Annotated in this window: 21 protein-coding genes; all 21 read left to right on the top strand. The window is 51.6% G+C overall.

Translation table 11 applies throughout. The features are described from left to right. Positions 1–140 precede the first annotated feature (140 nt). The 21 genes from recA to ACTQ1N_RS06795 all read left to right on the top strand — a co-directional run bounded on the left by recA (position 141) and on the right by ACTQ1N_RS06795 (position 24,711). A complete protein-coding gene (gene recA, locus ACTQ1N_RS06895; protein ID WP_441955915.1) occupies positions 141–1,292 on the top strand; it encodes a recombinase RecA in 1,152 nt (383 codons plus the stop codon). 85 nt (positions 1,293–1,377) lie between these two features. Further along, entirely contained in the window at positions 1,378–2,022 is a 645-nt protein-coding gene (locus ACTQ1N_RS06890) for a regulatory protein RecX (RefSeq protein WP_441955913.1), read from the top strand. A gap of 182 nt (positions 2,023–2,204) precedes the next feature. After that, positions 2,205–3,761 (top strand): ribonuclease Y, encoded by a 1,557-nt coding sequence (gene rny / locus ACTQ1N_RS06885; protein ID WP_441955911.1) that lies wholly within the window; start codon positions 2,205–2,207, stop codon positions 3,759–3,761. A 288-nt stretch (positions 3,762–4,049) separates the two neighbouring features. Further along, a complete protein-coding gene (locus ACTQ1N_RS06880) occupies positions 4,050–5,609 on the top strand; it encodes a sodium/proline symporter (RefSeq protein ID WP_441955909.1) in 1,560 nt (519 codons plus the stop codon). Positions 5,610–5,655: 46 nt separating this feature from the next. Beyond that, positions 5,656–6,729 (top strand): hypothetical protein, encoded by a 1,074-nt coding sequence (locus ACTQ1N_RS06875; protein WP_441955907.1) that lies wholly within the window; start codon positions 5,656–5,658, stop codon positions 6,727–6,729. 231 nt (positions 6,730–6,960) lie between these two features. After that, positions 6,961–8,139, top strand: a complete 1,179-nt coding sequence (locus ACTQ1N_RS06870) for an ATP-binding protein (protein WP_441955905.1) — start codon at positions 6,961–6,963, stop codon at positions 8,137–8,139. A 101-nt stretch (positions 8,140–8,240) separates the two neighbouring features. Then, positions 8,241–9,173 carry a cysteine synthase A gene (gene cysK / locus ACTQ1N_RS06865; RefSeq protein ID WP_441955903.1) on the top strand — a complete coding sequence of 311 codons (933 nt, stop codon included), beginning with the start codon at positions 8,241–8,243 and terminating at the stop codon, positions 9,171–9,173. Between the two features lie 68 nt (positions 9,174–9,241). Further along, a complete protein-coding gene (locus ACTQ1N_RS06860) occupies positions 9,242–9,700 on the top strand; it encodes an RrF2 family transcriptional regulator (RefSeq protein WP_441955901.1) in 459 nt (152 codons plus the stop codon). Between the two features lie 154 nt (positions 9,701–9,854). Next, positions 9,855–11,018 carry an RNA polymerase sigma factor RpoD gene (gene rpoD / locus ACTQ1N_RS06855; RefSeq protein ID WP_441955899.1) on the top strand — a complete coding sequence of 388 codons (1,164 nt, stop codon included), beginning with the start codon at positions 9,855–9,857 and terminating at the stop codon, positions 11,016–11,018. Between the two features lie 35 nt (positions 11,019–11,053). Then, positions 11,054–11,437 (top strand): diacylglycerol kinase family protein, encoded by a 384-nt coding sequence (locus tag ACTQ1N_RS06850; RefSeq protein WP_441955897.1) that lies wholly within the window; start codon positions 11,054–11,056, stop codon positions 11,435–11,437. Positions 11,438–11,462: 25 nt separating this feature from the next. Continuing rightward, positions 11,463–11,777: a phasin family protein gene (locus ACTQ1N_RS06845; RefSeq protein ID WP_441955895.1), complete on the top strand. Its 315-nt coding sequence runs from the start codon at positions 11,463–11,465 to the stop codon at positions 11,775–11,777. Positions 11,778–11,971: 194 nt separating this feature from the next. Continuing rightward, positions 11,972–13,576: an ABC1 kinase family protein gene (locus ACTQ1N_RS06840; protein WP_441956017.1), complete on the top strand. Its 1,605-nt coding sequence runs from the start codon at positions 11,972–11,974 to the stop codon at positions 13,574–13,576. A gap of 19 nt (positions 13,577–13,595) precedes the next feature. After that, entirely contained in the window at positions 13,596–14,774 is a 1,179-nt protein-coding gene (locus ACTQ1N_RS06835) for a DUF362 domain-containing protein (RefSeq protein ID WP_441955893.1), read from the top strand. A gap of 168 nt (positions 14,775–14,942) precedes the next feature. Then, a complete protein-coding gene (locus tag ACTQ1N_RS06830; protein WP_441955891.1) occupies positions 14,943–16,343 on the top strand; it encodes an N-acetylmuramoyl-L-alanine amidase in 1,401 nt (466 codons plus the stop codon). A 161-nt stretch (positions 16,344–16,504) separates the two neighbouring features. Then, positions 16,505–17,002: an acetolactate synthase small subunit gene (gene ilvN, locus ACTQ1N_RS06825; protein WP_277067121.1), complete on the top strand. Its 498-nt coding sequence runs from the start codon at positions 16,505–16,507 to the stop codon at positions 17,000–17,002. Between the two features lie 104 nt (positions 17,003–17,106). Then, positions 17,107–18,132: a ketol-acid reductoisomerase gene (ilvC, locus tag ACTQ1N_RS06820; RefSeq protein ID WP_441955888.1), complete on the top strand. Its 1,026-nt coding sequence runs from the start codon at positions 17,107–17,109 to the stop codon at positions 18,130–18,132. A gap of 197 nt (positions 18,133–18,329) precedes the next feature. Beyond that, the gene (gene leuC, locus ACTQ1N_RS06815) at positions 18,330–19,595 is read left to right on the top strand and encodes a 3-isopropylmalate dehydratase large subunit (RefSeq protein WP_441955886.1); all 1,266 of its coding nucleotides are present in this window, start codon (positions 18,330–18,332) and stop codon (positions 19,593–19,595) included. Further along, positions 19,592–20,080 carry a 3-isopropylmalate dehydratase small subunit gene (gene leuD, locus ACTQ1N_RS06810; RefSeq protein WP_441955884.1) on the top strand — a complete coding sequence of 163 codons (489 nt, stop codon included), beginning with the start codon at positions 19,592–19,594 and terminating at the stop codon, positions 20,078–20,080. The genes leuC and leuD overlap by 4 nt, the downstream gene beginning before the upstream one ends. A 69-nt stretch (positions 20,081–20,149) precedes the next feature. Then, positions 20,150–21,352, top strand: coding sequence for an FtsW/RodA/SpoVE family cell cycle protein (locus ACTQ1N_RS06805; protein WP_441955882.1), 1,203 nt, complete (start codon positions 20,150–20,152; stop codon positions 21,350–21,352). Positions 21,353–21,375: 23 nt separating this feature from the next. Continuing rightward, complete coding sequence (gene gltX / locus ACTQ1N_RS06800) at positions 21,376–22,833, top strand: glutamate--tRNA ligase (RefSeq protein ID WP_441955880.1); 1,458 nt, start codon at positions 21,376–21,378, stop codon at positions 22,831–22,833. A gap of 6 nt (positions 22,834–22,839) precedes the next feature. After that, positions 22,840–24,711: an ATP-dependent helicase gene (locus ACTQ1N_RS06795; protein WP_441955878.1), complete on the top strand. Its 1,872-nt coding sequence runs from the start codon at positions 22,840–22,842 to the stop codon at positions 24,709–24,711. Positions 24,712–24,935 lie beyond the last annotated feature (224 nt).

Below are 24,935 nucleotides of genomic sequence, written 5' to 3'. Positions count from 1 at the left end.
CTTTCAAATCAATCGACTTCAGAATTCATGGAAACTCCAGGACACTGATATTACGACTTGACAGGGGTGACGTTTCTCTGTAATATTAAGACCGAACATTAGTTCGAAAAACAAAGACTGACTGAGTACAGGAGAAAGATATGGCAAAGGCATTGAAAAATACCGCATCGGCAGCTGAAGCAGGCGGTGTGAATGCGGAGAAGATGAAAGCGCTGGACGCAGCTCTGTCCCAGATCGAGAAGGCATACGGAAAGGGTTCCGTCATGCGGCTTGGGGACAGCGGCACGAATATGAATGTTGAAACCGTCCCGACGGGATCCCTCAGCCTGGATATTGCGCTGGGGCATGGCGGAATTCCGAGAGGAAGAATTGTTGAGATCTACGGTCCGGAGTCATCCGGAAAGACGACAGTCGCGCTTCATATGGTGGCAGAAGTGCAGAAGAGAGGCGGCATTGCCGGCTTTATTGATGCCGAACATGCGCTGGATCCGGTCTATGCGAAGAACATCGGAGTGGATATTGATAATCTGTATATTTCTCAGCCGGACAACGGGGAGCAGGCACTTGAGATCTGCGAGACAATGGTCCGCAGCGGAGCCGTCGACATTATTATTGTTGACTCGGTTGCGGCACTGGTTCCGAAGGCGGAGATCGATGGGGATATGGGGGACTCCCATGTCGGGCTTCAGGCCAGGCTGATGAGCCAGGCGCTTCGCAAGCTGACAGGTGTGATCAGCAAGTCCAACTGCATTGTGATCTTTATCAACCAGCTCCGGGAGAAGGTTGGCGTGATGTTCGGGAACCCGGAAACAACGACAGGCGGCCGGGCACTGAAGTTCTACTCTTCCATACGGCTGGACGTCAGACGGATCGAGGCGATTCGTCAGCAGGGGGATGTGATTGGAAACCGTACCAGGATCAAGGTTGTGAAAAACAAGATTGCTCCGCCGTTCAAGGAAGCGGAGTTTGATATCATGTTTGGAAAGGGCATATCCAGAGAGGGAGATGTTCTGGACCTTGCCGCGAATGTCGGGATTGTGGCTAAGAGCGGCGCCTGGTATGCCTATGAAGGAAACAAAATCGGACAGGGACGCGAGAACGCAAAGCAGTTCCTTGCAGATCATCCGGAGCTGATGGAAGAGATCTCCCATAAGGTCCGTGTCCATTATGGGATCGATCCGGACGGAGGCGATCAGGGTGAACAGAAGACACAGAGTGATGCACAAACTCCGGCGCCTTCAGAAGAGCCGGACGCGTTCCGGATGGAAGAGGGATCATCTGACAGCGAGTGAGAAACGGAACATTTCCGGAGAGATACCATCATGAATGGGATGAGCCGGAGATCAGGGAGAAGTGTACGGGGAGCGGAGAAGGCGGATGATTGCGGCGGAAATCCTCAGGGTGACAGATCGAAAAAGAAAGATTGTGCTTGAGGACGGAAGCTCGTTTGTACTCTACGCAGGCGAGCTCAGAAAATACCATATCCGTGAGGGAGAGGAGATTCCGGAAGAAGTTCTGGCAGAGATCCATGACGATGTGCTGGTCAGAAGAGCAAAGCTCAGGTGCATGAATCTTCTGAAAACCTCTGACAGAACGGTCCGACAGCTCCGTGACAGGCTCAGACATGACGGATACCCGGAGGAGATCGCAGAAAAAGCGCTTGAATACGTGGCTTCCTACCACTATACAGATGACAGACGGTATGCAGAAAATTTCATTCGCCAGCAGTCAGGAAGAAAAAGCAGAAAAGTGATCATACTGGAGCTCGAGAAAAGAGGGGTGGACTCAGATGTGATCCGTGAGGCATATTCTGCTGTCGGACAGGAGAATCAGGAGGGTGACCCGTTTCTGGGGGAATCAGCAGACCTTGAGGCGATTCGAAAGCTCGTTCAGAAAAGGGGATATGATGCGGCACATGCATCCTGGGAGGAGCAGCAGAAACTGACAGGCTGCCTGATGCGGAAGGGATTTGAAGCTGCGGACATCAGACGTGTGCTGCGGGAGCTTCAGGAGCAGGATTGATCCTGGCAGGAGGCAATCTGAGTAATCAGAAGGCTTGTACGGAGTCGTGATTTGTGCAGGATTACTGACTGCGCAGAAGCCCAGACCGGGAATTTCCGCCAGCTTGACACAGCCTGTGAAAAAAAGTACAATAATAAAAGTTGTAGTTACATGACAACTAAATATTGTAAGGAGGTGCTCCTGTGCCGATTGCGTTAGCTGTTTTAATCGCTGTTGCAATCACACTGGCAATCGCAGTCCCTCTGACTTCAAAAACCGTAATCCGTCGTCGCGAGGAAGCAGACAAGGCGACCATTGGCAATGCGGAAGAGAAGGCAAGAAAGATTGTTGATGATGCGCTGAAGCTCTCAGAGACGAAGAAACGTGAAGCCCTTGTCGAAGCGAAGGAAGAGTCTCTCCGGATTAAGAATGAGTCCGAGAGAGAAGCAAGAGATCGCCGCGCCGAGGTGCAGCGTCTTGAAAAGCGGGTCATGGCGAAAGATGAGGCCGCTGACAAGAAGACAGAAGCTCTGGAGCGTCGCGAAAGCAGTGTGGCAGCAAGAGAGGAAGAGCTGAAGAAGAAGCAGTCCGCAGCAGACAAGCTGCTCGGGCAGAGACAGCAGGAACTCGAGCGAATTTCGGGTTTGACCTCCGACCAGGCAAAAGAATATCTTTTAAAATCTGTTGAAGACGAAGCAAAGACGGACGCTGCAAAGCTTTACAAAGAGCTGATCAACCAGACGAAAGAGGACGCGGCCAGAAAGGCCAAGGAGTATGTCGTCCAGGCGATTCAGCGCTGTGCAGCAGACACGGTCGCGGAGGCAGCTATTTCAGTTGTACAGCTGCCGAACGATGAGATGAAGGGCCGTATTATCGGCCGGGAAGGCCGCAATATCCGGGCAATTGAGACGTTGACCGGTGTGGACCTGATTATTGACGATACTCCGGAGGCTGTTGTCCTCTCGAGTTTTGACCCGATCCGCCGTGAGGTGGCAAGGATTGCGCTCGAAAAACTGATCGTGGACGGACGGATTCATCCGGCCAGGATCGAGGAGACAGTTGAGAAGGCAAAGAAGGAAGTAGAGAACGAAATCCGTGAAGCCGGCGATGAGGCCTGCCTCGAGGTGGGTGTACACGGAATCCATCCGGAGCTGGTAAAGCTGCTTGGAAGGATGAAGTTCAGAACCAGCTACGGCCAGAATGCGCTGAAACATTCCATTGAGGTGGCGCATCTTTCAGGGCTGCTCGCTTCTGAGATTGGGGTCGATGTCCGGCTTGCAAAGAGAGCCGGGCTGCTGCATGATATTGGAAAGTCCATCGATCACGAGGTGGAAGGAACACATGTGCAGATCGGTGCTGATCTCTGCCGGAAGTACAAGGAGAATCAGATCGTCATCAACGCTGTGGAGTCTCACCATGGCGACGTAGAACCGGAATCTCTGATTGCCTGTATTGTGCAGGCTGCAGATACAATTTCTGCAGCGCGCCCAGGGGCAAGAAGGGAAACCCTCGAAACATACACCAACAGACTAAAGCAACTGGAAGATATTGCGAACAGCTTCAAGGGAGTTGAGAAGTCATTTGCCATTCAGGCCGGAAGAGAAATTCGTATCATGGTTGTTCCGGATCAGGTCAGCGATGCAGATATGACGTTCCTTGCCAGGGACATAGCAAAGCAGATCGAATCCGAATTGGAGTATCCGGGACAGGTGAAGGTCAGTCTTATTCGTGAATCCCGTGTTGTGGATTATGCAAAGTGAGAGAGACCTCCTGCTGATCAGATTTTTCAGTCATTCAGGAAACAGACCGCCGCAGAGATGCGGCGGTTTTTCTTTCAAAAATATTTTCAAAATATCAATCTGCTCGAAAAATGTTCTTTCATATTCCTGCATTTACAATACATATTTGAAAAAGACAGCTGGTGTGCTATAATCCGCTCAATACCGGGGCTCATATTTTGCTGTGATAACTTGATAAAGCAGCAGCATAAGAAAGCGTATGAGCCTGTGCATACAGAGGGCTGAATAGCCGGCAAGGAGAGGGGAAGCATGAGTTCATTATCATCACAGGCTGGAATCATCATTGCAATCATCGCATACCTGGTTGGGATGCTGCTGATCGGGTTTATCACCTCGAAAAAAAATAGCAGCGTCGGGGATTTTTATCTGGGCGGAAGACAGCTTGGCCCGCTGGTGACGGCAATGAGTGCAGAAGCGTCGGATATGTCAAGCTGGCTGCTGATGGGTCTTCCGGGACTTGCCTATCTATCGGGTTTGGCGGAACCCTTCTGGACTGCGATTGGCCTTGCTGCAGGTACCTATCTGAACTGGCTGTTTGTTGCAAGGAGATTTCGCAACTATACAGTTGAAGCAGGGGATGCGATCACCGTGCCGGAATACTTTTCCAACCGGTATGGGGACAGAAAGAAGATTCTGACGCTGATATCTGCTCTCATCATCGTGATCTTCTTTATTCCATACACGGCATCCGGGTTTGCTGCGATCGGGAAACTGTTTGCTTCCCTGTTTTCAGTTGATTACCATGCCAGCATGATGATTGGTGCTCTGATTGTCATCGGATATACGATGACAGGCGGCTTTCTGGCAGCCAGCCTGACGGATCTCGTGCAGAGCATCATTATGACCATTGCACTGATCGTCGTTCTTGTATTTGGAATCAGTCAGGCAGGAGGATGGGCTGCAGTTGTATCCAACGCAGAACAGCTGAGCGGACATCTTTCCCTCCTTCGAAGTCATATTCCGGATGCCAGGAACTTCTGGGCACCGGGAACATCTGGTTCATACTCTGTCCTTACGATCGTTTCCACGCTGGCATGGGGACTTGGATATTTTGGAATGCCGCATATCCTTCTGCGGTTTATGGCCATCAGAGATGAGAAAAAGCTGAAGCTGTCGCGAAGAATCGCAAGTGTGTGGGTTGTCATTGCGATGGGGGCAGCGATCCTGATTGGAATCATCGGTCTTGGGATGAGCAGAACAGGCAAAATCGAGATTCTTTCGGATTCAAGTGCGGCGGAGACCGTCATTGTACGGATTGCTCACAGGCTCAGTGAATTTGGATTCGGACCGGCGCTCGTTGCAGGTGTGATTTTATCCGGGATCATCGCATCGACCATGTCTACCTCGGATTCGCAGCTTCTGGCAGCTTCCTCCTCTGTATCGAAGGATATCGTCAGCGGGTTTTTGAACCGGAGGATGAACGCAAAGAGTGAGATGCTGATTGCGAGACTGACGCTTGGCATCATCGCCGCGATTGGAATTGTGCTGGCATGGAATCCAAACAATTCTGTATTCAGGATTGTCAGTTTTGCCTGGGCGGGATTCGGTGCAGCATTCGGACCTGCTGTGCTGCTGTCCCTGTACTGGAGGCGGTCCAACAAGCAGGGCGCGATCTGCGGGATGGCAGCAGGAGGAGCCATGGTTTTTGTCTGGAAATTCTTCGTACGTCCGCTGGGCGGCGGATTTGACATCTACGAGCTTCTTCCGGCATTTTTGATTTCCTGCCTTGTCAATGTGGTAGTCAGTCTTCTGACCCCTGCGCCGGATCAGGCCATCACGGATGTTTTTGACAAGGTTGCTCATATGTGATAGAAAGAGGGACGTAATTCACGGTAGATTTCATTTGGAGAATAACATGAGGAAGCATATTGTATTAGGATTTATTTCCGGAACGGCGGCTGCGGCCATGATGCTTTCCGGATTTGACTCTGCCATGACCGTGCAGGAACTGCACACGAGAAGCCGGGAGGCGCAGGCAGCGAAAAACAGTGCGGTGATCGCGATGCAGATGGAAGCAGATGCTGCCCTTCAGATTGGGGCGGATTCTTCAACTGCCACAAAGGCATCCTTAAACGGCAGCGCAGATCTGACGATTTCATATACAATGGAACCTTTCCAGATGGAGATGGAAGGGAATGTGAAGGGGACTGCACTGGGAAATACTGTCGACGCAAAGTTGTCACAGTATTTTGTGACGGACGATGACGGAAGTGGAGTGATCTATGCGAATCTCGATACCGGGAACGGCGGAAGCTGGGAGGCATCGAGAGTTGACAAGAATCAGATGCAGATGATTCAGGAGGCACTGACGGCATCGAAATCAGGCGATTACAGCAAGCTCAAGGAACAGGGCCTGGATGCGCAGGCACTCATCGATGAGGTCGAGAGAGTGACAACGCTGGCCCCTGAGGCGGCGACGGTCGATAACCAGGAGTGCTACGAGATGACGTCCACGATCAGCGGCAGCCTCTTATCCGGGATGTTTTCGGATGTAATGAATTCCGACCTTTCACATGCATCCGGTGATGACCTGGACGGCCAGAAGCGTCAGATTTCGGAGACCATCCTGAAGTCGCTGTCTGTCGTCACGAAGGAGGACTACAATACAGAGACTTTCCTTCCGGTCCATATGGAGATGGATCTGAGCGGGAGCGATTTTTCCGGGCTGGTCAGCTGGATAGAGTCTCTCATCAATGCGGGATACACAGGTTCCACATCAGAGCCGCCACAGCTTTCTGTTGCAGTGAATACATTGAAGGCATCGGCGGATTACGACTTTGATACTCCGGTTTCCATCAAGCTGCCGGAGGATGCCAGGAACACACCGGTCAGCGAGTCTGGGTTGTCTGCAGATGCAGTAAGGGGCAAAGCTGCCGGGATTGAGGCCGGCCAGCTGACTCCTGACACGGACAGTCAGCAGGAAACCTGAAGCGGAGCCTGAGATCAGACAGGAGCCGATATGCCGAGGGGATCATCCAGCCGGGGATATAGTGTATTCAGGGCTGAGGGCAGTATACATCAGGCGGGGACAAAGAGGTTCTCCGCCTGATTTTTATTCATGGAGCCTACTTTGGCTCGGTGGCGAAGTACAGAAAGTACAAATAATCAGAAGGCTGAGCAGGGTAGACAGATAAAAGAAAAGAAGGGCAGAGCAGGAAATATGAAGTCATTCACAATCGAACAGGCAGAGAAGCTGATCACCCCGGGCGGGAAATGGGTGATGCTGGACGTGCGGAGCGAGGAGGAGTTTCTTCGGAGCAGCTATCCGGGAGCGGTCTCGATTCCGCAGAGGCAGTTTGAATCGGATCCGGAGGGCAGTATATCGAGACTTGAGAGAGAAAAGAGCTATCTGGTTATGTGCCATACGGGTGACCACAGCAGAGATATTGTCAGTCTGCTTCAGGATCATGGCATCGATGCGGCAAACCTGGATGGCGGCTGGAGAGCTTATCTTCGACTGAGCCTTCAGCGGTTCATGGAGGAGGATCAGGCCGAGAAGCGCTCGGAGAAGACGGCCGCAATCGAGAGAAGCATCATCAAGAGATTCAGAAAAACGGTGTGGTCACCCTTTACAAAGGCTGTCAAAGACTACCAGCTGATACAGGAAGGAGACCGGATTGCCTGCTGTATATCCGGGGGGAAGGATTCCTTCCTGATGGCGAAGCTGCTCCAGGAACTGCAGAGGCATGGGCCTGTCCGGTTTGACCTGGTGTTTCTGTGCATGAATCCTGGCTACAATGAAGATAACTGGCAGATTATTAAAGACAATGCGAAAATACTGGGCGTTGACCTGACCGTTTTCAATACGGAGATTTTCGATACCGTCGCGGAAATTGACCGGAACCCTTGTTATCTCTGCGCGAGAATGAGACGCGGATACCTCTACAGCCATGCAAAGGAGCTTGGCTGCAACAAGATTGCGCTTGGACATCATTACGATGACGTCATTGAGACAATCCTGATGGGTATGCTGTACGCCGGAAAAGTCGAGACGATGATGCCAAGGCTGAAAAGTCAGCATTTTGAAGGAATGGAGCTGATTCGTCCGCTTTATCTGATCAGAGAAAAGGATATCAAAGCCTGGAGGGATGCAAATGAACTGAACTTCATTCAGTGTGCCTGCCGCTTCACGGAAAACTGCCTGAGCTGCGGCGGCGCGCGCGGATCCAAGCGGGATGATGTCAAACAGCTGATTGCAGACCTGGCCCGGCAGGATCCTGTGATCGAGGCGAATCTTTTCAGAAGCGTTGAGAATGTCAGCCTGAATGCAGTGATTGGCTACAAGGACAGAAATGGCGTCAGACATTCTTTTCTGGAGGAATTCCGACAAAATCAATAAAACATACTTGACATATATATATTATCCGATATATAATGCGGTCAATGAAACAGAAAACCAGCAGATAACATAGACTTGCAGCAAATATGGAGGCATCAGAGATGGGAAAGGTTTATCAGGGAACACTGGAACTGATCGGAAACACACCGCTTGTGGAGTTTGTCAATATCGAGAAGGAACTTGGCCTTGAGGCAAAGATTCTGGCGAAACTTGAATATTTTAACCCGGCTGGCTCAGTCAAGGATCGTATTGCAAAGGCGATGATTGAGGATGCTGAGAAGAAGGGACTGTTGAAGAAGGGCTCTGTCATCATCGAGCCGACTTCGGGCAATACCGGAATCGGACTGGCTTCGATCGCAGCGGCAAAGGGATACAGAATCATCCTTACCATGCCGGAGACGATGAGTGTTGAGAGAAGAAATATTCTGAAGGCATATGGCGCAGAAATTGTCCTGACAGAAGGATCAAAAGGAATGAAGGGTGCCATTGCGAAGGCGGATGAGCTGGCAAAGGAGATTCCGGGAAGCTACATCCCGGGGCAGTTCACAAACCCGGCAAACCCGGCTGCGCACAGAGCAACAACTGGTCCGGAGATCTGGAATGACGCGGATGGAAAGGTCGACTTCTTTGTGGCAGGAATCGGAACAGGCGGAACCCTGACAGGTGTCGGCGAGTATCTCAAGAGCCAGAATCCTGACGTCAAGGTGATCGCTGTGGAGCCGGCAGGGTCCCCGGTCCTTTCTCAGGGAAAGGGCGGACCGCACAAAATCCAGGGAATCGGAGCTGGTTTTGTACCGGATACGCTGAACACGAAGATCTATGACGAAATTCTGACAGTCGAGAATGACGCGGCATTTGAGCGCAGCAAGCTTGTCGCAAGAAAGGAAGGCGTTCTGGTCGGCATTTCTTCCGGCGCAGCACTGGATGCAGCCATCAGGATTGCGCAGCGCCCGGAGAACAAGGGCAAGACGATCGTAGCACTTCTTCCGGATTCCGGAGACCGCTATTATTCAACTCCGCTCTTTCAGCAGTGATTGATAAGTAATCTGATAATCGTTGTTTATAAGTCCCTGATCATGGCGTATACTATGAGCAGGGACTTTTGTTTGACTATGAGGGCAGAAACGTGATTTTATCCAGGAAAAGCAGATACGGACTCAGGGCACTGATCGACCTGGGCATGAATTCTGAGAATGGACGGATATCGCTTTCCAGCATCGCTGAGAGAAACCGGATTTCCTCACAGTATCTGGAACAGATATTCGCAAGCCTCAGAAGAGCCGGGATCATCCAGAGCGTCAAGGGATCACAGGGCGGATATTATCTTGCAAAGGATCCATCTGAAATTACAGTTGCGGAGATATTACATGCGCTTGACGGCGCGTACCACATTGAGCCGGAGAAGTCGCTGGATGACGGGATTGCGCAGACGGTCCAGGTCTGTGTGATTGAAAGACTGAATGAGGCATTTGACAATATTCTGGAAGAGGAGACCCTGGCAGACCTGATTGCCTATTACAGTGAGCATCATGTCAATGCGGACGACATGTACTATATCTGAGAAGACCCAGGCACACAGACGGAGAAAATATATTGAACTGATTGTGCATATCTGATAAGATTGGAAGCATATTGAAACATGTTCTTGTGAATTATATGAGAGAGGCGTATCTCAAACCGGATGTCATATAGACACAGTGCAGGAGAAATCAGGTATGGGGGAAGTCAGAAAACAGAAAGACCCGTCTGTTGAAAAGAGGAAGGAGACTCTTCGCAAAAGAGCAAAGGAGCTGATCTCCGCAGCAAAGAATGAAGATGACGCGCTGGAGTATACGGAGGTACAGAATTTTTTCTCAGATCTCAAGCCGTCTGAAGTGGAACTATCAGCCGTCGTGGAATATCTGTCCGGAAAAGGAGTTGACGTCCTTCTTCCGACGACAGACGAAATTGATTCGTTTGATGATGAAGACGGGACGGTGGATGCAGATGGTGAAGATGAGTTTCCTTCAGACGGGGCGGAAGGAGATCCCGACGTTTCGCCGGAGGCTTCGGGCTCCGGCGTGTCCGACCCGATTCACATGTATCTGAAGGAAATCGGGAAGGTCCCGCTCCTGAGTCCGGACCAGGAGACAGAACTTGCCAAAAGGGTAGAGCAGGGAGATGAGTCCGCAAAAAGGGAACTTGAGGAAGCAAACCTGAGGCTTGTTGTTTCGATTGCCAAGCACTATACCGGACATGGGATGTCCCTTATGGATCTGATCCAGGAGGGCAACCTGGGACTGATCCGGGCAGTTGAGAAGTACGATTATCGCAAGGGCTTCCGGTTCTCCACCTATGCGACCTGGTGGATCAGACAGTCGATTTCAAGAGCCATCGCGGATCAGGGAAGAACCATCCGGATTCCGGTGCATATGGTGGAGAACATCAATAAGGTGAACCGGGCATCCAGGGAACTGGTCCAGAAACTGGGGAGAGATCCGACGACAGACGAAATCGCGGAGGAGATCCATATGACACCGGACAGGGTGCGCGAGATCCAGAAAATTTCGCGTGAGCCGGTCTCCATGGAGTCGCCGGTCGGCGACGAGGACGATTCCAGCCTGGGGGATTTCATCAGGGATGATTCCACCCCTGTGCCGGCGGATGAAGCCGCCCAGTCGATGATGAATGAACAGATCCGGAAGATTCTGGCGGAGCTGTCACCCCGCGAACAGGAGGTGCTGGAATATCGGTACGGACTCAAGGGGGATCATCCCTGCACGCTTGAGGAAGTCGGAAAAAAGATGAATGTTACAAGAGAGCGGATCCGTCAGATTGAGGCAAAGGCGCTCAGAAAGCTGAAGCAGAAAAACCGTCCGATGCGGGAATATCTGGACTAGGCTGCCGGACGCAGAAGGGTGGATGGAGGCTGAGAATGTCGAAGGTGAACAGAAGCTCGCTGGCCAGGAGCTTCGGATATGCATTTCAGGGGATTGGAACCTGTATCCGGGAGGAGAGGAATATCAAGATCCATCTGACCATCACAGGACTGGTCATTTTCTTCGGCGTGTTCTTGAAAATCAGCCCGCTGGAGTGGTGCATATGCCTGGCGCTCTTCGGCCTCGTGCTTGCTCTGGAGCTGGTCAACACGGCTGTGGAGGCTGTCGTTGATCTGGTGACGGAGGAGCGGAAGCCTCTGGCAAAAAAGGCAAAGGATACGGCAGCCGGAGCGGTTCTGACTGCTGCGATCTGTGCGGCGGCGGCGGGACTTGTCATATTTCTGCCGAAAGGACTGAGATGGATTGGCGTGCTGCACTGAGGGGAAACCCGGAAAGGAGTACAGAATGGCGGATATTGTTGATCTGATGAAAAAAGCATTTCTTGCAGGTGTCGGAGCGGCGGCGGAGGGAACCGAGAAAGCGGACCAGCTGCTGAAAGACATGATCAAAAAGGGTGAAATTACTGTGGAACAGGGGAAGACACTCAATGAGGAGCTGAAGCATAATCTGGATCAAAGGCTTCACCAGAAGGAACAGAAGGATGCCGGCGCGGATGTTTCCTCCATCCTGAAGAACCTTTCAGAAGATGACCTGAAAGAGTTGAAAAAGAGGCTTGCCGAGGTAGATGCCGATGACAAGCAGCAGGATGAGAATCTGTAAGAATACTGCCCCGTCAGCTGTCTGACGGGGTTTCGTTTTTCGGGTGATGTGGCGGATACAGGAGAAAACCAGTGAGTGCAGGGCCAGAGAAAAAACAGCAGCAGTTTCATACAGAACGGATTGCGTCCTACCAGGAGAAGGAATCAGAGCGCCACAGGACGGTGTATGCCGACGGGAGTATCAATGAAGATGCAATCGGGAAAAATCCGCAGTCTGACTCGGGCAGTGAGAGCTACGCGGGCAGGCTCCGGGAGATCACAAGGGTCCTTCATGCGCACAGCATTTCCAGGGGCGTGACACCGGTCAAGCTGAGGGAGATTCTGGAAGACCTGGGACCGACCTTCATCAAGCTCGGACAGCTGATGAGCATGCGCTCGGATATCCTGCCCCGGGAATATTGTGATGAGCTGATGAAGCTCACATCGGATGTGCCGGCGATGCCGTTTGATGAAGTGATCCGCGTGATCGAGGAATCGTATGGCCGTCCTGTCGGGGAAGATTTCAAAGAAGTTGAGAAGGTTCCGCTGGGCGCTGCATCCATAGCGCAGGTTCACCGGGCGGTGCTCGCAACGGGCGGAGATGTTGTCGTCAAGGTACAGCGGGAGGGGATATACAGTACGATGAAGCGGGATATCGGACTCCTTCATCGTGCCGTGAAGTTTGTCCCGAATGTCATCGTGAAGGGAACGGTCGATCTGGACGATGTCCTGGATGAGCTGTGGAAGGTCACACAGGAGGAAATGGATTTCCAGGCAGAGGCTTCCAATATGGAGGAGTTTGCCCGTCTGAACGAGGATGTCCGGTTTGTTGCCGTCCCGAAGCTCTACCGCGAGTATACGACGGAACGGGTTCTCGTCATGGAGTACATCCAAGGCTGCGATATTACGGATAAGAACACCCTGGAGGCTCTGGGGTATGATCTGAATGAGATCGGGGAGAAGCTGATCGACAACTGGATCCGGCAGGTCATGGTGGACGGCTTTTTTCACGCCGATCCGCATCCAGGCAACATTCTGATCAGGGACGGGAAAATTGTATGGATTGATATGGGGCTCATGGGCCGCCTGACGGAGCACGACCGCACGGCAATCCAACTCGCCATCGAGGGGATTGCGGAAGACGACAATGGAAAGATTGAAGATGCAGTGCTGTCCATTGGAAAGTTTTCGGGCAAGACGGACAAGCAGAAGCTTCATACAGGGATATCCAGCCTGATGCGTTCCTACGGCAGAAAAGGCCTGGGGGACATCAACATTGTATCCTTTCTGGGGGACATGATGGATGTCATGAAGCAGAACGGGGTTCAGATGCCGCATGGCCTGACACTGCTTGCAAGAGGGCTGAACAACATCGAAGGGGTCCTTTCACAGGTGAGTCCGGATGTCAATATGGTGAAGATTGCGCAGGCAAGGCTCCGTCAGGAGGTGTTTGATCATATCAACTGGAAGGAAGAGCTGCGCAACAGTTCTGTGAATCTCTACAAATCCGCAAAGAACCTCGCGGATTTTCCGACCCTGCTCGGAAAACTTCTGAGGGAGTACTCGAGCGGACAGACCCGGATCAATCTGGATCTGCATACATCTGAGGAGCTGACGGAGCTTCTGGGACGGCTGTCACGCCATTTTAATCTGGGAATCTGGGTGATGGCGCTGCTGGTCTCTTCCAGCATCCTGTGCACGACGGATATGAAACCGAAGCTGTTTGGAATCCCGGCGCTCGGATTTGTGGGGTATGTGCTGGCGATTCTCCTGGTCATCTACATTGCAGTCAGCTATCTGATCCACCGAAAGAAAAAGTAATCAAGGAAAGCGTGTATTCATGAGAGACCATGACATCATCGTCATCTACGGCAAACAGATCCGGAATATGGCATACGAGATCTGTATGCAGGCAGGTCTGAAGGACATGATTCTTGGAAAGTGCGCGTCTTTTGAGGCCAGAATTGTCCTCAAGCCCAATCTTCTGGGTCCGGTCCCTGCCAGCGAGGGGGCGACGACTCATCCGGAGATTGTGGAGGGTGTGATCCGTTATCTTCAGGAGGCAGGATTCAGGAATCTTTCTGTCTGCGAGGGTTCCTGGGTCGGGGACAGAACGGACGACGCACTTCTTGTCTGCGGGTATGATACGATGCTGAAACGTCTGGGAGTTCCATTCGTTGACCTTCAGAAAGACAAAAGCAGGCTTGTGGACTGTGCCGGAATGAATATCCGGATCTGCGAAGAGCCGCTCTCTGCGGACTTTCTGATCAACCTTCCGGTCATGAAGGGACACTGTCAGACAAGGATGACCTGTGCACTCAAAAACATGAAGGGATGTATACCGAACCCGGAAAAACGGCGGTTCCACCAGATCGGGCTGTTTGAGCCAATCGGACATCTCTCTGCAGGCTTACACCAGGATTTCATTCTGACGGACAGTATCTGTTCTGACCTGACATTCGAGGATGGCGGAAATCCTGTTGTTCAGAACCGTATTTTTGCAGCGGCAGATCCAGTGCTCAATGATGCATATTGTCTGCAGCTGATGCATTTGGACGAGACGGAAGTCCCATACATCCGGATTGCGGAACAGTGCGGGGTGGGAACGGCAGATCTTTCCCGGGCGTCTGTCCGGATTCTGACAGAGAAGAGGGGAGAGAGAGGAGAGGCATGCTATTATGAGAAGGCGGAGTGTCCTCCGGAGGGCCCGGCACACAATCAGACAGAGGCAAAGACCGCAGGGCTGATTCGCGTCAGCGAGCTTGTCCATGAGGTAGACTCTTGTTCGGCCTGCTATGGCAGACTTGTACCCGTTTTAAGAGAACTGGAGGATGAAGGAGTGCCTGTCGACCGGCTCAGGGGAATCTGCATCGGACAAGGATTCCGGGGAAAAGGAGGGCGCCTCGGAATCGGCAGCTGTACATCCGGCTTCGAAAAGAGTCTTCCGGGGTGCCCGCCGGAGGAGGAAAAGATGAAACACTGGCTGCGTCAGCTTGTTGAGAAGCTGACAGATGAATGAGAGGAGGCCGGCAGCAGCGGGGAGGAATCGTTACAGACTTGACGGAACCGTGACAGGTGCATATAATGGCTGTAACAGTTTTGTCATAATTTGTAATGAAATAGTTTCAAAGTTCCATCCATTTGGCATCATGGGGAACGGAGAATCAGACAATTCCCGGAGGAGATTATGAAAAGGGTCCGTTTCAGAAGGCTGCCGGCGGCAGCGATACTTGTCCTGCTGCTGACTTTTTTAATGACGTTCAGTGCACTTGCGGCTGACGGTTGGCACCGGAGGGGCAGCAGAATCTGGTATACGTCCGAACAGGCGGAGACTGGTCAGAAAGTCAGAGCTTCAGGATTGACCCAGATCAACGGACATACGTATTACTTCAACAAAAGCGGATATCTCAGGACCGGGTGGATCCGGATCCATGGTAAATACCACTATTTCCGGACGACAGGGAAAGTCGGCGTGAGAGGCCGTATGTATACAGCTGGTTTAAGGAAGGTCCTGAAGGCCGGGCTGTACGGGTTCTCAGCAGACGGCTCCGTGATGAGCGGTCTCTGCCAGGTAGGAGACAGCTGGTATTATTTTTCGACCTCCAGAAAGGCCGGCGTCAGCGGCCTGATGCTGAAGCGGACCTTTGCCGATACGGCAGATGGAAGGCATATCTATCTGCTGAAAAACGGGAAGATGGCAGTTAACAGATGGGTGAAGTATAAGAAAAAGTATTATTTCTTCGGCGCCGATGGCAATATGTACAGAAGCACGGTGACGCCGGACGGCTGGAAGGTGAACGCGCGCGGCGTACGGACAAAGAGGGCGAGTGCAGGGGAGATCGCGGGAGCGGCCGGCAGTACTTCCACCTCTGTATCGAACCTGCGGAAAGCCGGAACGAAGGCATCGACAGGCAGAGCGAGCGTTCTGATCATCTGCGGTCATGGGCAGGGAGATTCCGGCGCGCTTGGAAAGTGGGGAGGCAGCTGGATTCAGGAGCAGGCCTTTACGCGAGACTTCGGATCGAGAATCCACAGAGCACTGTCGGCAAGCGGCAGAGTGAAGGTAGATATACTGGATACCAGCCTGGACGGCTATACGCAGGTCAAGAACACTCTCAATGCAGTGATAGTAGGCGGGAAGACTCTTCAGTCCCGGATCGAAGGAAAGGGAACCTATGGAGCCCAGGCGTACAATGCGCTCCGCAGCAACGGAAGGCTGCCGGACCTTCTGCAGTATGACTATGTACTGGAAGTCCATTTTGACGCTTCGGCAGCATCCGGAAAGGATTACAACGGAGACGGAAATATGAAGGGCACCTTCATGTACGTCAATTCGAGGAAGAGCGCAACTTCCATTGATTCCAGCATCATCGGAGCCCTGAACGGTCTTGGCCTTCCGGTCTGCGGACCGGCAGTCTGGCGGTCGTCCGGCCTTCTGAATGCAAGGGTGTTTCAGGAGATGGGCATCAGTTACGGGCTGCTTGAGACCTGCTTCATCGATGACAAGGATGACATGGCATTCTATAGCCGGCGCTGTGATGATATGGCGCAGGCCGTGAGTCAGGCGATTGTCAGTCAGCTCGGCTGACACCGAAAATAATTTCGAGTCATTACGGAACTTCACAAAGAATCTGCGAATCTGCAGATTTTTTGTGAAGTTTCTTCTTTTATCCGCCGCTTCTGCATTGACAACCTGGATGGAACTTGTTATCATGCAGAAAATTGTCAGAATTCAGGAGGATGACAGAAGTGAAGAAAAGGGTCATTTCCCTTCTTGTGGACAACACAGCTGGCGTCACGCAGCGCGTCTCAGGGCTATTTTCAAGGAGAGGCTACAACATAGAGAGCATCACAGGCGGAGAGACGGCAGATCCAAGGTATTCAAGAATTACAGTCGTGGCCGAGGGGGACGATGATGTCCTGGAGCAGATTACCAAGCAGCTCAGAAAACTGGTCGATGTCGTTGACCTGAAGGTGCTGGATCCGGACAATTCTGTAACACGGGAACTTGTACTTGTGAAGATTCGGGTCAGCCCGGAGCAGCGCCAGAGTGTTGTTACACTGTCTGACGTATTCAGGGGGAAGATTGTCGATGTCGGACAGGACTCTCTGATTGTCGAGCTGACAGGGAATCATGACAAGCTGGAAGCGTTTCTGCGGCTTCTGAGCGGATATGAGATTCTGGAGCTGGCAAGGACCGGATTTACCGGCCTTTCCAGAGGGTCGGATGATGTCAGGTTTTTCTGACCGGCCATTTCATGCGGTTTCATGACAGGCAGCTGTCTTGAAATATATATCCATCTTCCGGGCAAACCGGAAGGTATCTAACGAGGAAAAAAGGAGCAATTATCATGGCAGAAAGAGCGAAGATTTTCTATCAGGAAGACTGCAATCTGTCCCTGCTTGACGGGAAGACAATTGCAATTATCGGTTATGGAAGCCAGGGACATGCACATGCATTGAACCTGAGAGATTCCGGATGCAAGGTCATCATCGGGCTTTATGAGGGTTCCAAGTCCTGGAAGAAGGCAGAGGAGCAGGGATTTGAGGTCTACACGACTGCTGAGGCAGCAAAGCGGGCAGATATCATCATGATCCTGATCAATGATGAGAAACAGGCGGCTATGTACAAGAAGGACATCGCACCGAACCTGAAGGAAGGCGACATGCTGATGTTTGCTCACGGGTTCAATATTCACTATGGCTGTATCGTTCCGCCGGCGAACGTCGATGTGACGATGATCGCACCGAAGGCTCCCGGACACACGGTCCGGTCTGAATATCAGGCCGGAAGAGGAACCCCCTGCCTGATCGCTGTCCAGCAGGATTATACCGGAAAGGCACAGGATCTGGCACTTGCCTATGGTCTTGCAATCGGCGGAGCAAGAGCCGGTCTTCTTGAGACAACCTTCAAGACGGAGACAGAAACCGACCTGTTCGGCGAGCAGGCTGTCCTGTGCGGCGGTGTCACGGCCCTGATGCAGGCAGGATTCGAAACACTTGTGGAAGCAGGGTATGACCCGAGGAACGCATACTTTGAGTGCATCCATGAGATGAAGCTCATCGTCGATCTGATCTATCAGTCCGGATTCGGCGGCATGTGGTATTCAGTCTCCAATACGGCTGAGTACGGCGGGTACATGGTTGGCCCGAAGATCGTGACGGACGAGACGAAGAAGGCCATGAAGGATGTTCTGAAGAGTATCCAGGATGGTTCCTTTGCGAAGGACTTCCTGCTTGATATGAGTGAAGCCGGCAGTCAGGTACACTTCAAGGCGCTCCGCAAACATCACCAGGAGCTGGAGTGCGAAAAGGTCGGTGAGGAGATCCGCAAGCTTTACAGCTGGAAGGACGAGGACAAGCTGATCAACAACTGATCAGAAGCCGGGACCAGTTCACTGACAGCATGAGGATGATGAAAACGGAGATTTTCCTGTCCGGGTATCCGGACGGGAGATCCCCGTTTTTTTATGAAGATGCTGCGGGCATGGAGCGGCTTGTATTCTTGCCACGATTTGATTAAAATGGGAATGTTCTTCGGGCAATTCGTATAGCAGCCATATGGAGGATCAATATGGGAATGACAATGACTCAGAAGATACTTGCGCAGGCAGCCGGTCTTCCGGAAGTCCACGCGGGACAGCTGATCGAGGCAAAGCTCGATCTTGTACTTGGCAATGATATTACGTCTCCGGTTGCGATCGGAGAGATGGACCGTCTGAAGGATGACCGCGTATTTGACAAGGACAAAATTGCGCTTGTCATGGACCACTTTATTCCCAACAAGGATATAAAATCTGCAGAGCACTGCAAGTGTGTCCGGGAGTTTGCCATCAGACATGAGATCAGTCATTATTATGATGTTGGTAAGATGGGAATCGAGCATGCGCTCCTGCCGGAGCAGGGACTTGTCACAGCAGGAGATGTTGTGATCGGAGCGGATTCCCATACCTGCACGTACGGCGCGCTTGGCGCATTTTCGACAGGCGTAGGGTCGACAGACATGGCAGCCGGCATGGCATCCGGAAAGGCCTGGTTCAAGGTTCCGTCTGCGCTTCGGTTCAATCTGACTGGGAAGCTTCCGAAGTATGTGTCCGGGAAAGATGTCATTCTGCACATTATCGGAATGATCGGTGTCGACGGAGCACGCTACAAGTCGATGGAGTTTGTCGGAGACGGTGTTGCAAACCTCACGATGGATGACCGCTTTACGATCTGCAACATGGCCATCGAGGCAGGCGGAAAGAACGGTATCTTCCCGGTTGATGACAAGACGCTTGCATATATCAAAGAACATTCCAGAAAGCCCTGGAAGGTGTACGAGGCGGATCCGGATGCAGTGTATGACGAGGAATACACGATTGATCTGTCATCACTCCGGCCGACGGTGTCTTTCCCGCATCTGCCATCCAACACAAAGACCATCGACGAGGTCGGGGAGGTCCGGATCGACCAGTCTGTCATCGGCTCATGTACAAATGGCAGGCTGTCAGATTTGAGGGCTGCGGCATCGATCATGAAGGGGAAAAAGGTTGCTGACCATGTGCGGTGCATCGTGATTCCTGCTACGCAGCAGATTTACCTGGATGCGCTGAGAGAAGGGCTGATCGAGACCTTTATTGAGGCAGGGGCAGTTGTGTCGACACCGACCTGCGGACCGTGCCTCGGAGGCTATATGGGGATACTGGCCGCAAGGGAGCGCTGCATATCGACGACAAACCGGAACTTTGTCGGCAGGATGGGAGCTGTGGATTCGGAAATCTATCTGGCGAGCCCTGCGGTAGCGGCAGCGAGTGCACTGACAGGGAAGATCAGTTCTCCTGAGGAGGTGGAAGGATGAAGGCAGAAGGCAGAGTATTTAAATATGGAGATAATGTCGATACCGATGTCATCATTCCGGCTCGGTACCTGAATTCGTCGGATCCAAAGGAACTTGCGGCACATTGCATGGAGGATATTGACAAAACATTTGTCAGCCGCGTCAGGCCGGGGGACATCATCGTTGCAAACAAGAACTTTGGCTGCGGATCCTCAAGGGAGCATGCGCCGATCGCGATCAAGGCAGCAGGGGTTTCCTGTGTCATTGCCGAGACATTTGCAAGAATATTCTACCGCAATGCGATCAACATCGGCCTTCCGATCATGGAATGCCCGGAAGCGGCAAAGGCGATCGAGGCAGGAGATGATGTGACGGTCGACTTTGACAAAGGCACCATTACGGATCATACGAAAAACGAGACCTGGAAGGGAGAGGCGTTTCCTCCTTTCATGCAGAAAATCATCGAAGCAGGCGGACTGATCCCGTACATGAATGCCAGGGACTGAAAGAGCGGGAAAACTGAGGAAGCACCATGAGCGAATGCGTGCGGCAGATTCAGCTGCCCGGGAGGAAGAATGACATATAGACAAGAAGGTGTGAGGGCAGTCCGGGGGCGGTTTCGCCTGCTGGGAGGCAGCCGGAAAGATGAGGCGGCAGGAGCGGATTATTTTGACTACAACCTGCTGGCTGTTGTCATTCTTCTGACAGCCTTCGGCCTTGTCATGCAGTATTCTGTGACCGCGTACAGCATGCTGCAGGTCAAGGGGCACCCCTTTATGAAGCAGATCCTGATTTGTGCCGGCGGTATGGTGATTCTGATTGCAGCCAGCAGGATTGATTATCATGGACTTGCAAAAGGATCTGGCATATTGTTTGCCGGATCGATCCTGCTTGTCATAGCGACAAGATTCATCGGAAAGAACGTGAATGGTGCGACCAGATGGATTGACCTTGGCTTTATTCAGTTTCAGCCATCTGAGGTGGCGAAGCTGGCAGTAATCTTGTATATCCCTTTGCTGATTACCATGATGGGAGTAAACTTTGGAAAGTACAAGCGGGCGCCGGCAAGAATACTTGGAATCGGACTTCTGACCGCATTCCTTGTCTACAAATTTACGGATAATTTGTCCACAGCCATCATTATCTTTGGAATCTGTTTCGTGATGGTGATTGTCGCGCATCCGCATCCAAGGGGACTTGTGGCATTGTTCTTTGCAGCTCTTGCAGCCGTGTACCCGGTCTATCTGGTTCTGAAACGTGTTTTTCAGACGGCCTCGTCGACAAGTTTCCGATACAGGCGTATTCTGACATGGCTCAATCCTGAGAAATATCAGAAGGAAGGCGGCTATCAGGTGATGCAGGGACTGTATGCGATCGGTTCCGGCGGACTTTTCGGAAAGGGTCTTGGAAACAGTGCGCAGAAGCTTGGCGTTCTCCCGGAAGCGGAGAATGACATGATCTTTGCAATTGTCTGTGAGGAACTCGGGCTTGTCGGGGCATTCATCCTGACAGGGCTGTTTATTTACCTGCTTTACAGGTTGTTTTTCATCGCGCTGAACGCACCGGACCGTCTGGGCGCTCTGATCGTGGTCGGTATTTTTTCACACGTGGCGATTCAGGTTGTGCTGAATATTGCGGTCGTGCTGAGTATCATCCCGACAACCGGCATCACCCTCCCCTTCGTCAGCGCGGGCGGTACTTCGCTCTGGTTCCTGATAGCGGAAATGGGGATTGCCCTGAATATATCCGGCCAGATTATCGAACGGAAAAAATCGTAAACTATTGAAGAAAGGCAGCAATCATGAGTAACGTGAAGACAAGATTCGCACCCAGCCCGACCGGAAGGATGCATGTTGGCAACCTGAGAACGGCGCTTTATTCCTACCTGATCGCAAAACACGCCGGAGGAACATTCATGCTCCGGATCGAGGACACGGATCAGAACAGAGAAATGGAAGGCGCAGTTGACATCATCAAACGGACGATGCTGGAGACGGGACTCATCCCGGATGAAGGACCGGATAATCCCGGCACCGTCGGCCCGTATGTTCAGAGCGAGCGCGTCAAGGCAGGCATCTACATGAAATATGCGAAGATGCTGATTGAGAAAGGGGAGGCATATTACTGCTTCTGTACGCAGGAACGTCTGGATTCTCTTCGCAGGGAAGTGGACGGCAAGGAAATCATGATGTATGACAAACACTGCCTGCATCTGTCAAAAGAGGAGATTGAAGCCAATCTGAAAGCGGGAAAGCCATATGTCATCAGACAAAATGTACCCAATGAGGGTACTACGAAATTTGAGGACGAAATATACGGAACCATTGAGGTCCCGAATGAGGAACTTGATGACATGGTTCTGATCAAGTCTGACGGGTACCCGACTTATAACTTTGCCAATGTTGTGGATGATCATCTGATGGGGATTACACATGTTGTCAGAGGCAACGAGTACCTCTCCTCCGCACCCAAATACAACAGGCTTTACAAGGCATTTGGCTGGGAGGTGCCGACGTACGTCCACTGCCCGCTGATTACCGATGAGGAACATCACAAGCTTTCCAAGAGAAGCGGCCATTCATCCTTTGAGGATCTGCTTGACGCGGGCTTCGTCAGTGAGGCGATTGTCAATTATGTGGCGCTCCTGGGATGGTCTCCGGAAGATGACCGGGAAATTTTCTCCCTGCAGGAACTGGTTGAGAACTTTGACTATCACAGAATCAGCAAGTCGCCGGCGGTCTTCGACATGAAGAAGATGAGGTGGATGAACGGCGAGTACATCAAGGCGATGGATCCGGAACCCTTCTATAAGCGCGCACTTCCGGAAATCCGCAAGGTCGTCAAAAAGGACCTGGATCTGAAGAAGATCGCGGACATGGTTAAGACCAGAATTGAAGTTTTTCCGGATATAGACGATATGGTCGGATTTTTTGAATCTCTGCCGGAGTACGATGTCTCTCTGTTTCAGAATAAAAAATGGAAGGTGACGCCTGAGAAAGCGAAGAAAGTTCTCTCAGACCTTCTTCCGCTTCTTGAAACGCAGCAGGACTGGTCAAACGATGCGCTCTATGAGGTATTGAAAGCCTATTCTCAGCGTGAGGAAGTGAAGCCGGGCTTTACAATCTGGCCGGTCCGGATTGCGGTTTCCGGAAAGCAGGTGACGCCTGCAGGAGCAACGGAGATCATGGAGGTTCTCGGGAAGGACGAATCTCTTCTCAGAATCCATGTGGCACTTGACAGATATCTGTCAGATTTCTAACACGATATGTCTTTAAGTCTGTCACAGAAAAAAGCTGTTCATCTGAAGGACGGCCCTGCGATGATTCTCGCAGGGCCGGGGGCGGGGAAAACCATGGTGATTACCCACCGGATCAGACAGCTGATCGAGACCGGAGTACGGCCGGAACAGATTCTAGTCATCACATTTACGAGAGCTGCCGCGCAGCAGATGCGGACGCGGTTCGAACAGCTCTCACCGGAAAGGGGCCGGCATGTTACATTCGGTACCTTCCATTCTGTATTCTTTCAGATTCTGAAATATGCCTACCACTATACATCAGAAAACATTCTTCGTGAGGAGGAACGGTTCCGTCTCCTGTCAGGAATGGCAGAAAGCCTTCATCTTGACATGGAAGATCTCAAAACCTGGGTACAGGATGTGTCTGCCGAGATTTCCCAGGTGAAAACAGAACGCATCAATCTGGATTATTATTACTCGGCAACCTGCCCGGAAGAGGTTTTTCGGACAATTTGCAGGAATTATGAAAAGCAGAAGCAGGTTCTCCGGAAGATCGATTTTGATGATATGTGCTGTTATACAGCAGATTTATTCCATGCACGGCCTGATATTCTGGCAAACTGGCAGAAGCGGTTTGCCTATATTCTCGTGGATGAGTTTCAGGACATCAATGGACTGCAGTACGAAATTGTGCGGGAGCTGGCAGCGCCGGAGAACAATCTGTTCATTGTCGGGGATGATGATCAGTCGATCTACAGATTCAGGGGATCGAAACCGGAGATCATGCTGCATTTTCCGAAGGATTATCCGGATGCCCGGATCATCACACTCCAGGAAAATTACAGGTCGACCCAATGCATTGTAGATGCATCGCTCTCGGTGATCAGGCAGAACAGGCATCGATTTCAAAAGGATCTCAGGAGTGTATCGGAAAAGGGAGCCCCTGTGGAAGTGCTGGAATGCAGAGATCCGGGAGAGGAGTATCTTTATCTGGTCTCGGCGATCAGAGCGGACATGAAAGAGGGAATCCGTCCCGGAGAGATCGCGGTCCTGACCCGTACAAATCTTCAGGCAAGAGGACCGGCAGAGAAGCTGATGGAATTTACGATACCGGTTAACCTTCGCGACCACATGCCGCTGCTGTATGATCATTTTACAGCCTTTGATTTCCTCGCCTATCTTCGGCTTGCAGGAGGAGACAGGGAGCTTGGCACATTTCTGAGAGTCTGCAACCGTCCCAACCGATATATCAGCCGTGAGGCAGCAGAGGCCGCGTCCAGACGGACGAACGGAAGGGCCCTCCTGTCATTTGATGCGCTGAGGGCGTATTATTCAGATAAGCCATGGATGACAGACCGGCTTGATGCATTGGAACGGGATCTGGCAAGAATTTCAGGTATGAAGGTCTATGCAGCCCTCAACTATATTCGCCTTGGAATCGGCTATGATCGCTTTCTGAAAGAATATGCGGAGAAGCGGAAGCTGAACCTGGAGGAACTGACGGAGACTGAGAATGAAATACAGGAGAATTCAAAGCCCTTTTCAACCGGAGAAGCCTGGGAAGCGCATATTGAAGCTTACAGGAGGCAGATGCAGGAACTGCAGGACCAGGGAAACCAGATGAATGACATACGGCAGGATGCCGTGACGTTGTCAACCTTTCACTCTGCCAAGGGGCTGGAGTTTCAGGAGGTCTACCTGCTGGATGTCAATGAAGGGATGATTCCTTATAAGAAGGCATCTCTGGAGGCGGAGATTGAAGAGGAGCGAAGGCTATTTTATGTAGGGATGACGCGTGCCAGAAAAAAACTCCATATCCTGTACGTCAGGGAGCGATTCAACAAGGTACAGAAGCCTTCCCGCTTCCTGGATGCACTCAGAAGTGACAGCAAAACATAAAAACCATAAAAAAATAAGAAAAGGTGTTGACATCCCTATTCTCCGGTGTTATTATAGCCAAGTCGCCGATGAAAAGGCAGACTTCATTAAACAAGTAAGCCTGACCGGTGATATGAGTACCTTGATAACTGAACAGTGAAACAACCTTGAAAGTTCTGAAAAGTTTTATTTAAGGAACTGACCTTTAAACAGTAAAAGGGATAAGAGATGTCAGTAACATCTTT

It is taken from the genome of Porcincola sp. LCP21S3_C12, assembly GCF_052118625.1.
In the GTDB taxonomy this organism is placed as follows: Bacteria; Bacillota; Clostridia; order Lachnospirales; family Lachnospiraceae; genus Porcincola.
The sequence above is the reverse complement of the archived record's forward strand: the minus strand, read 5'-3'. Positions and strand labels throughout refer to the sequence as shown.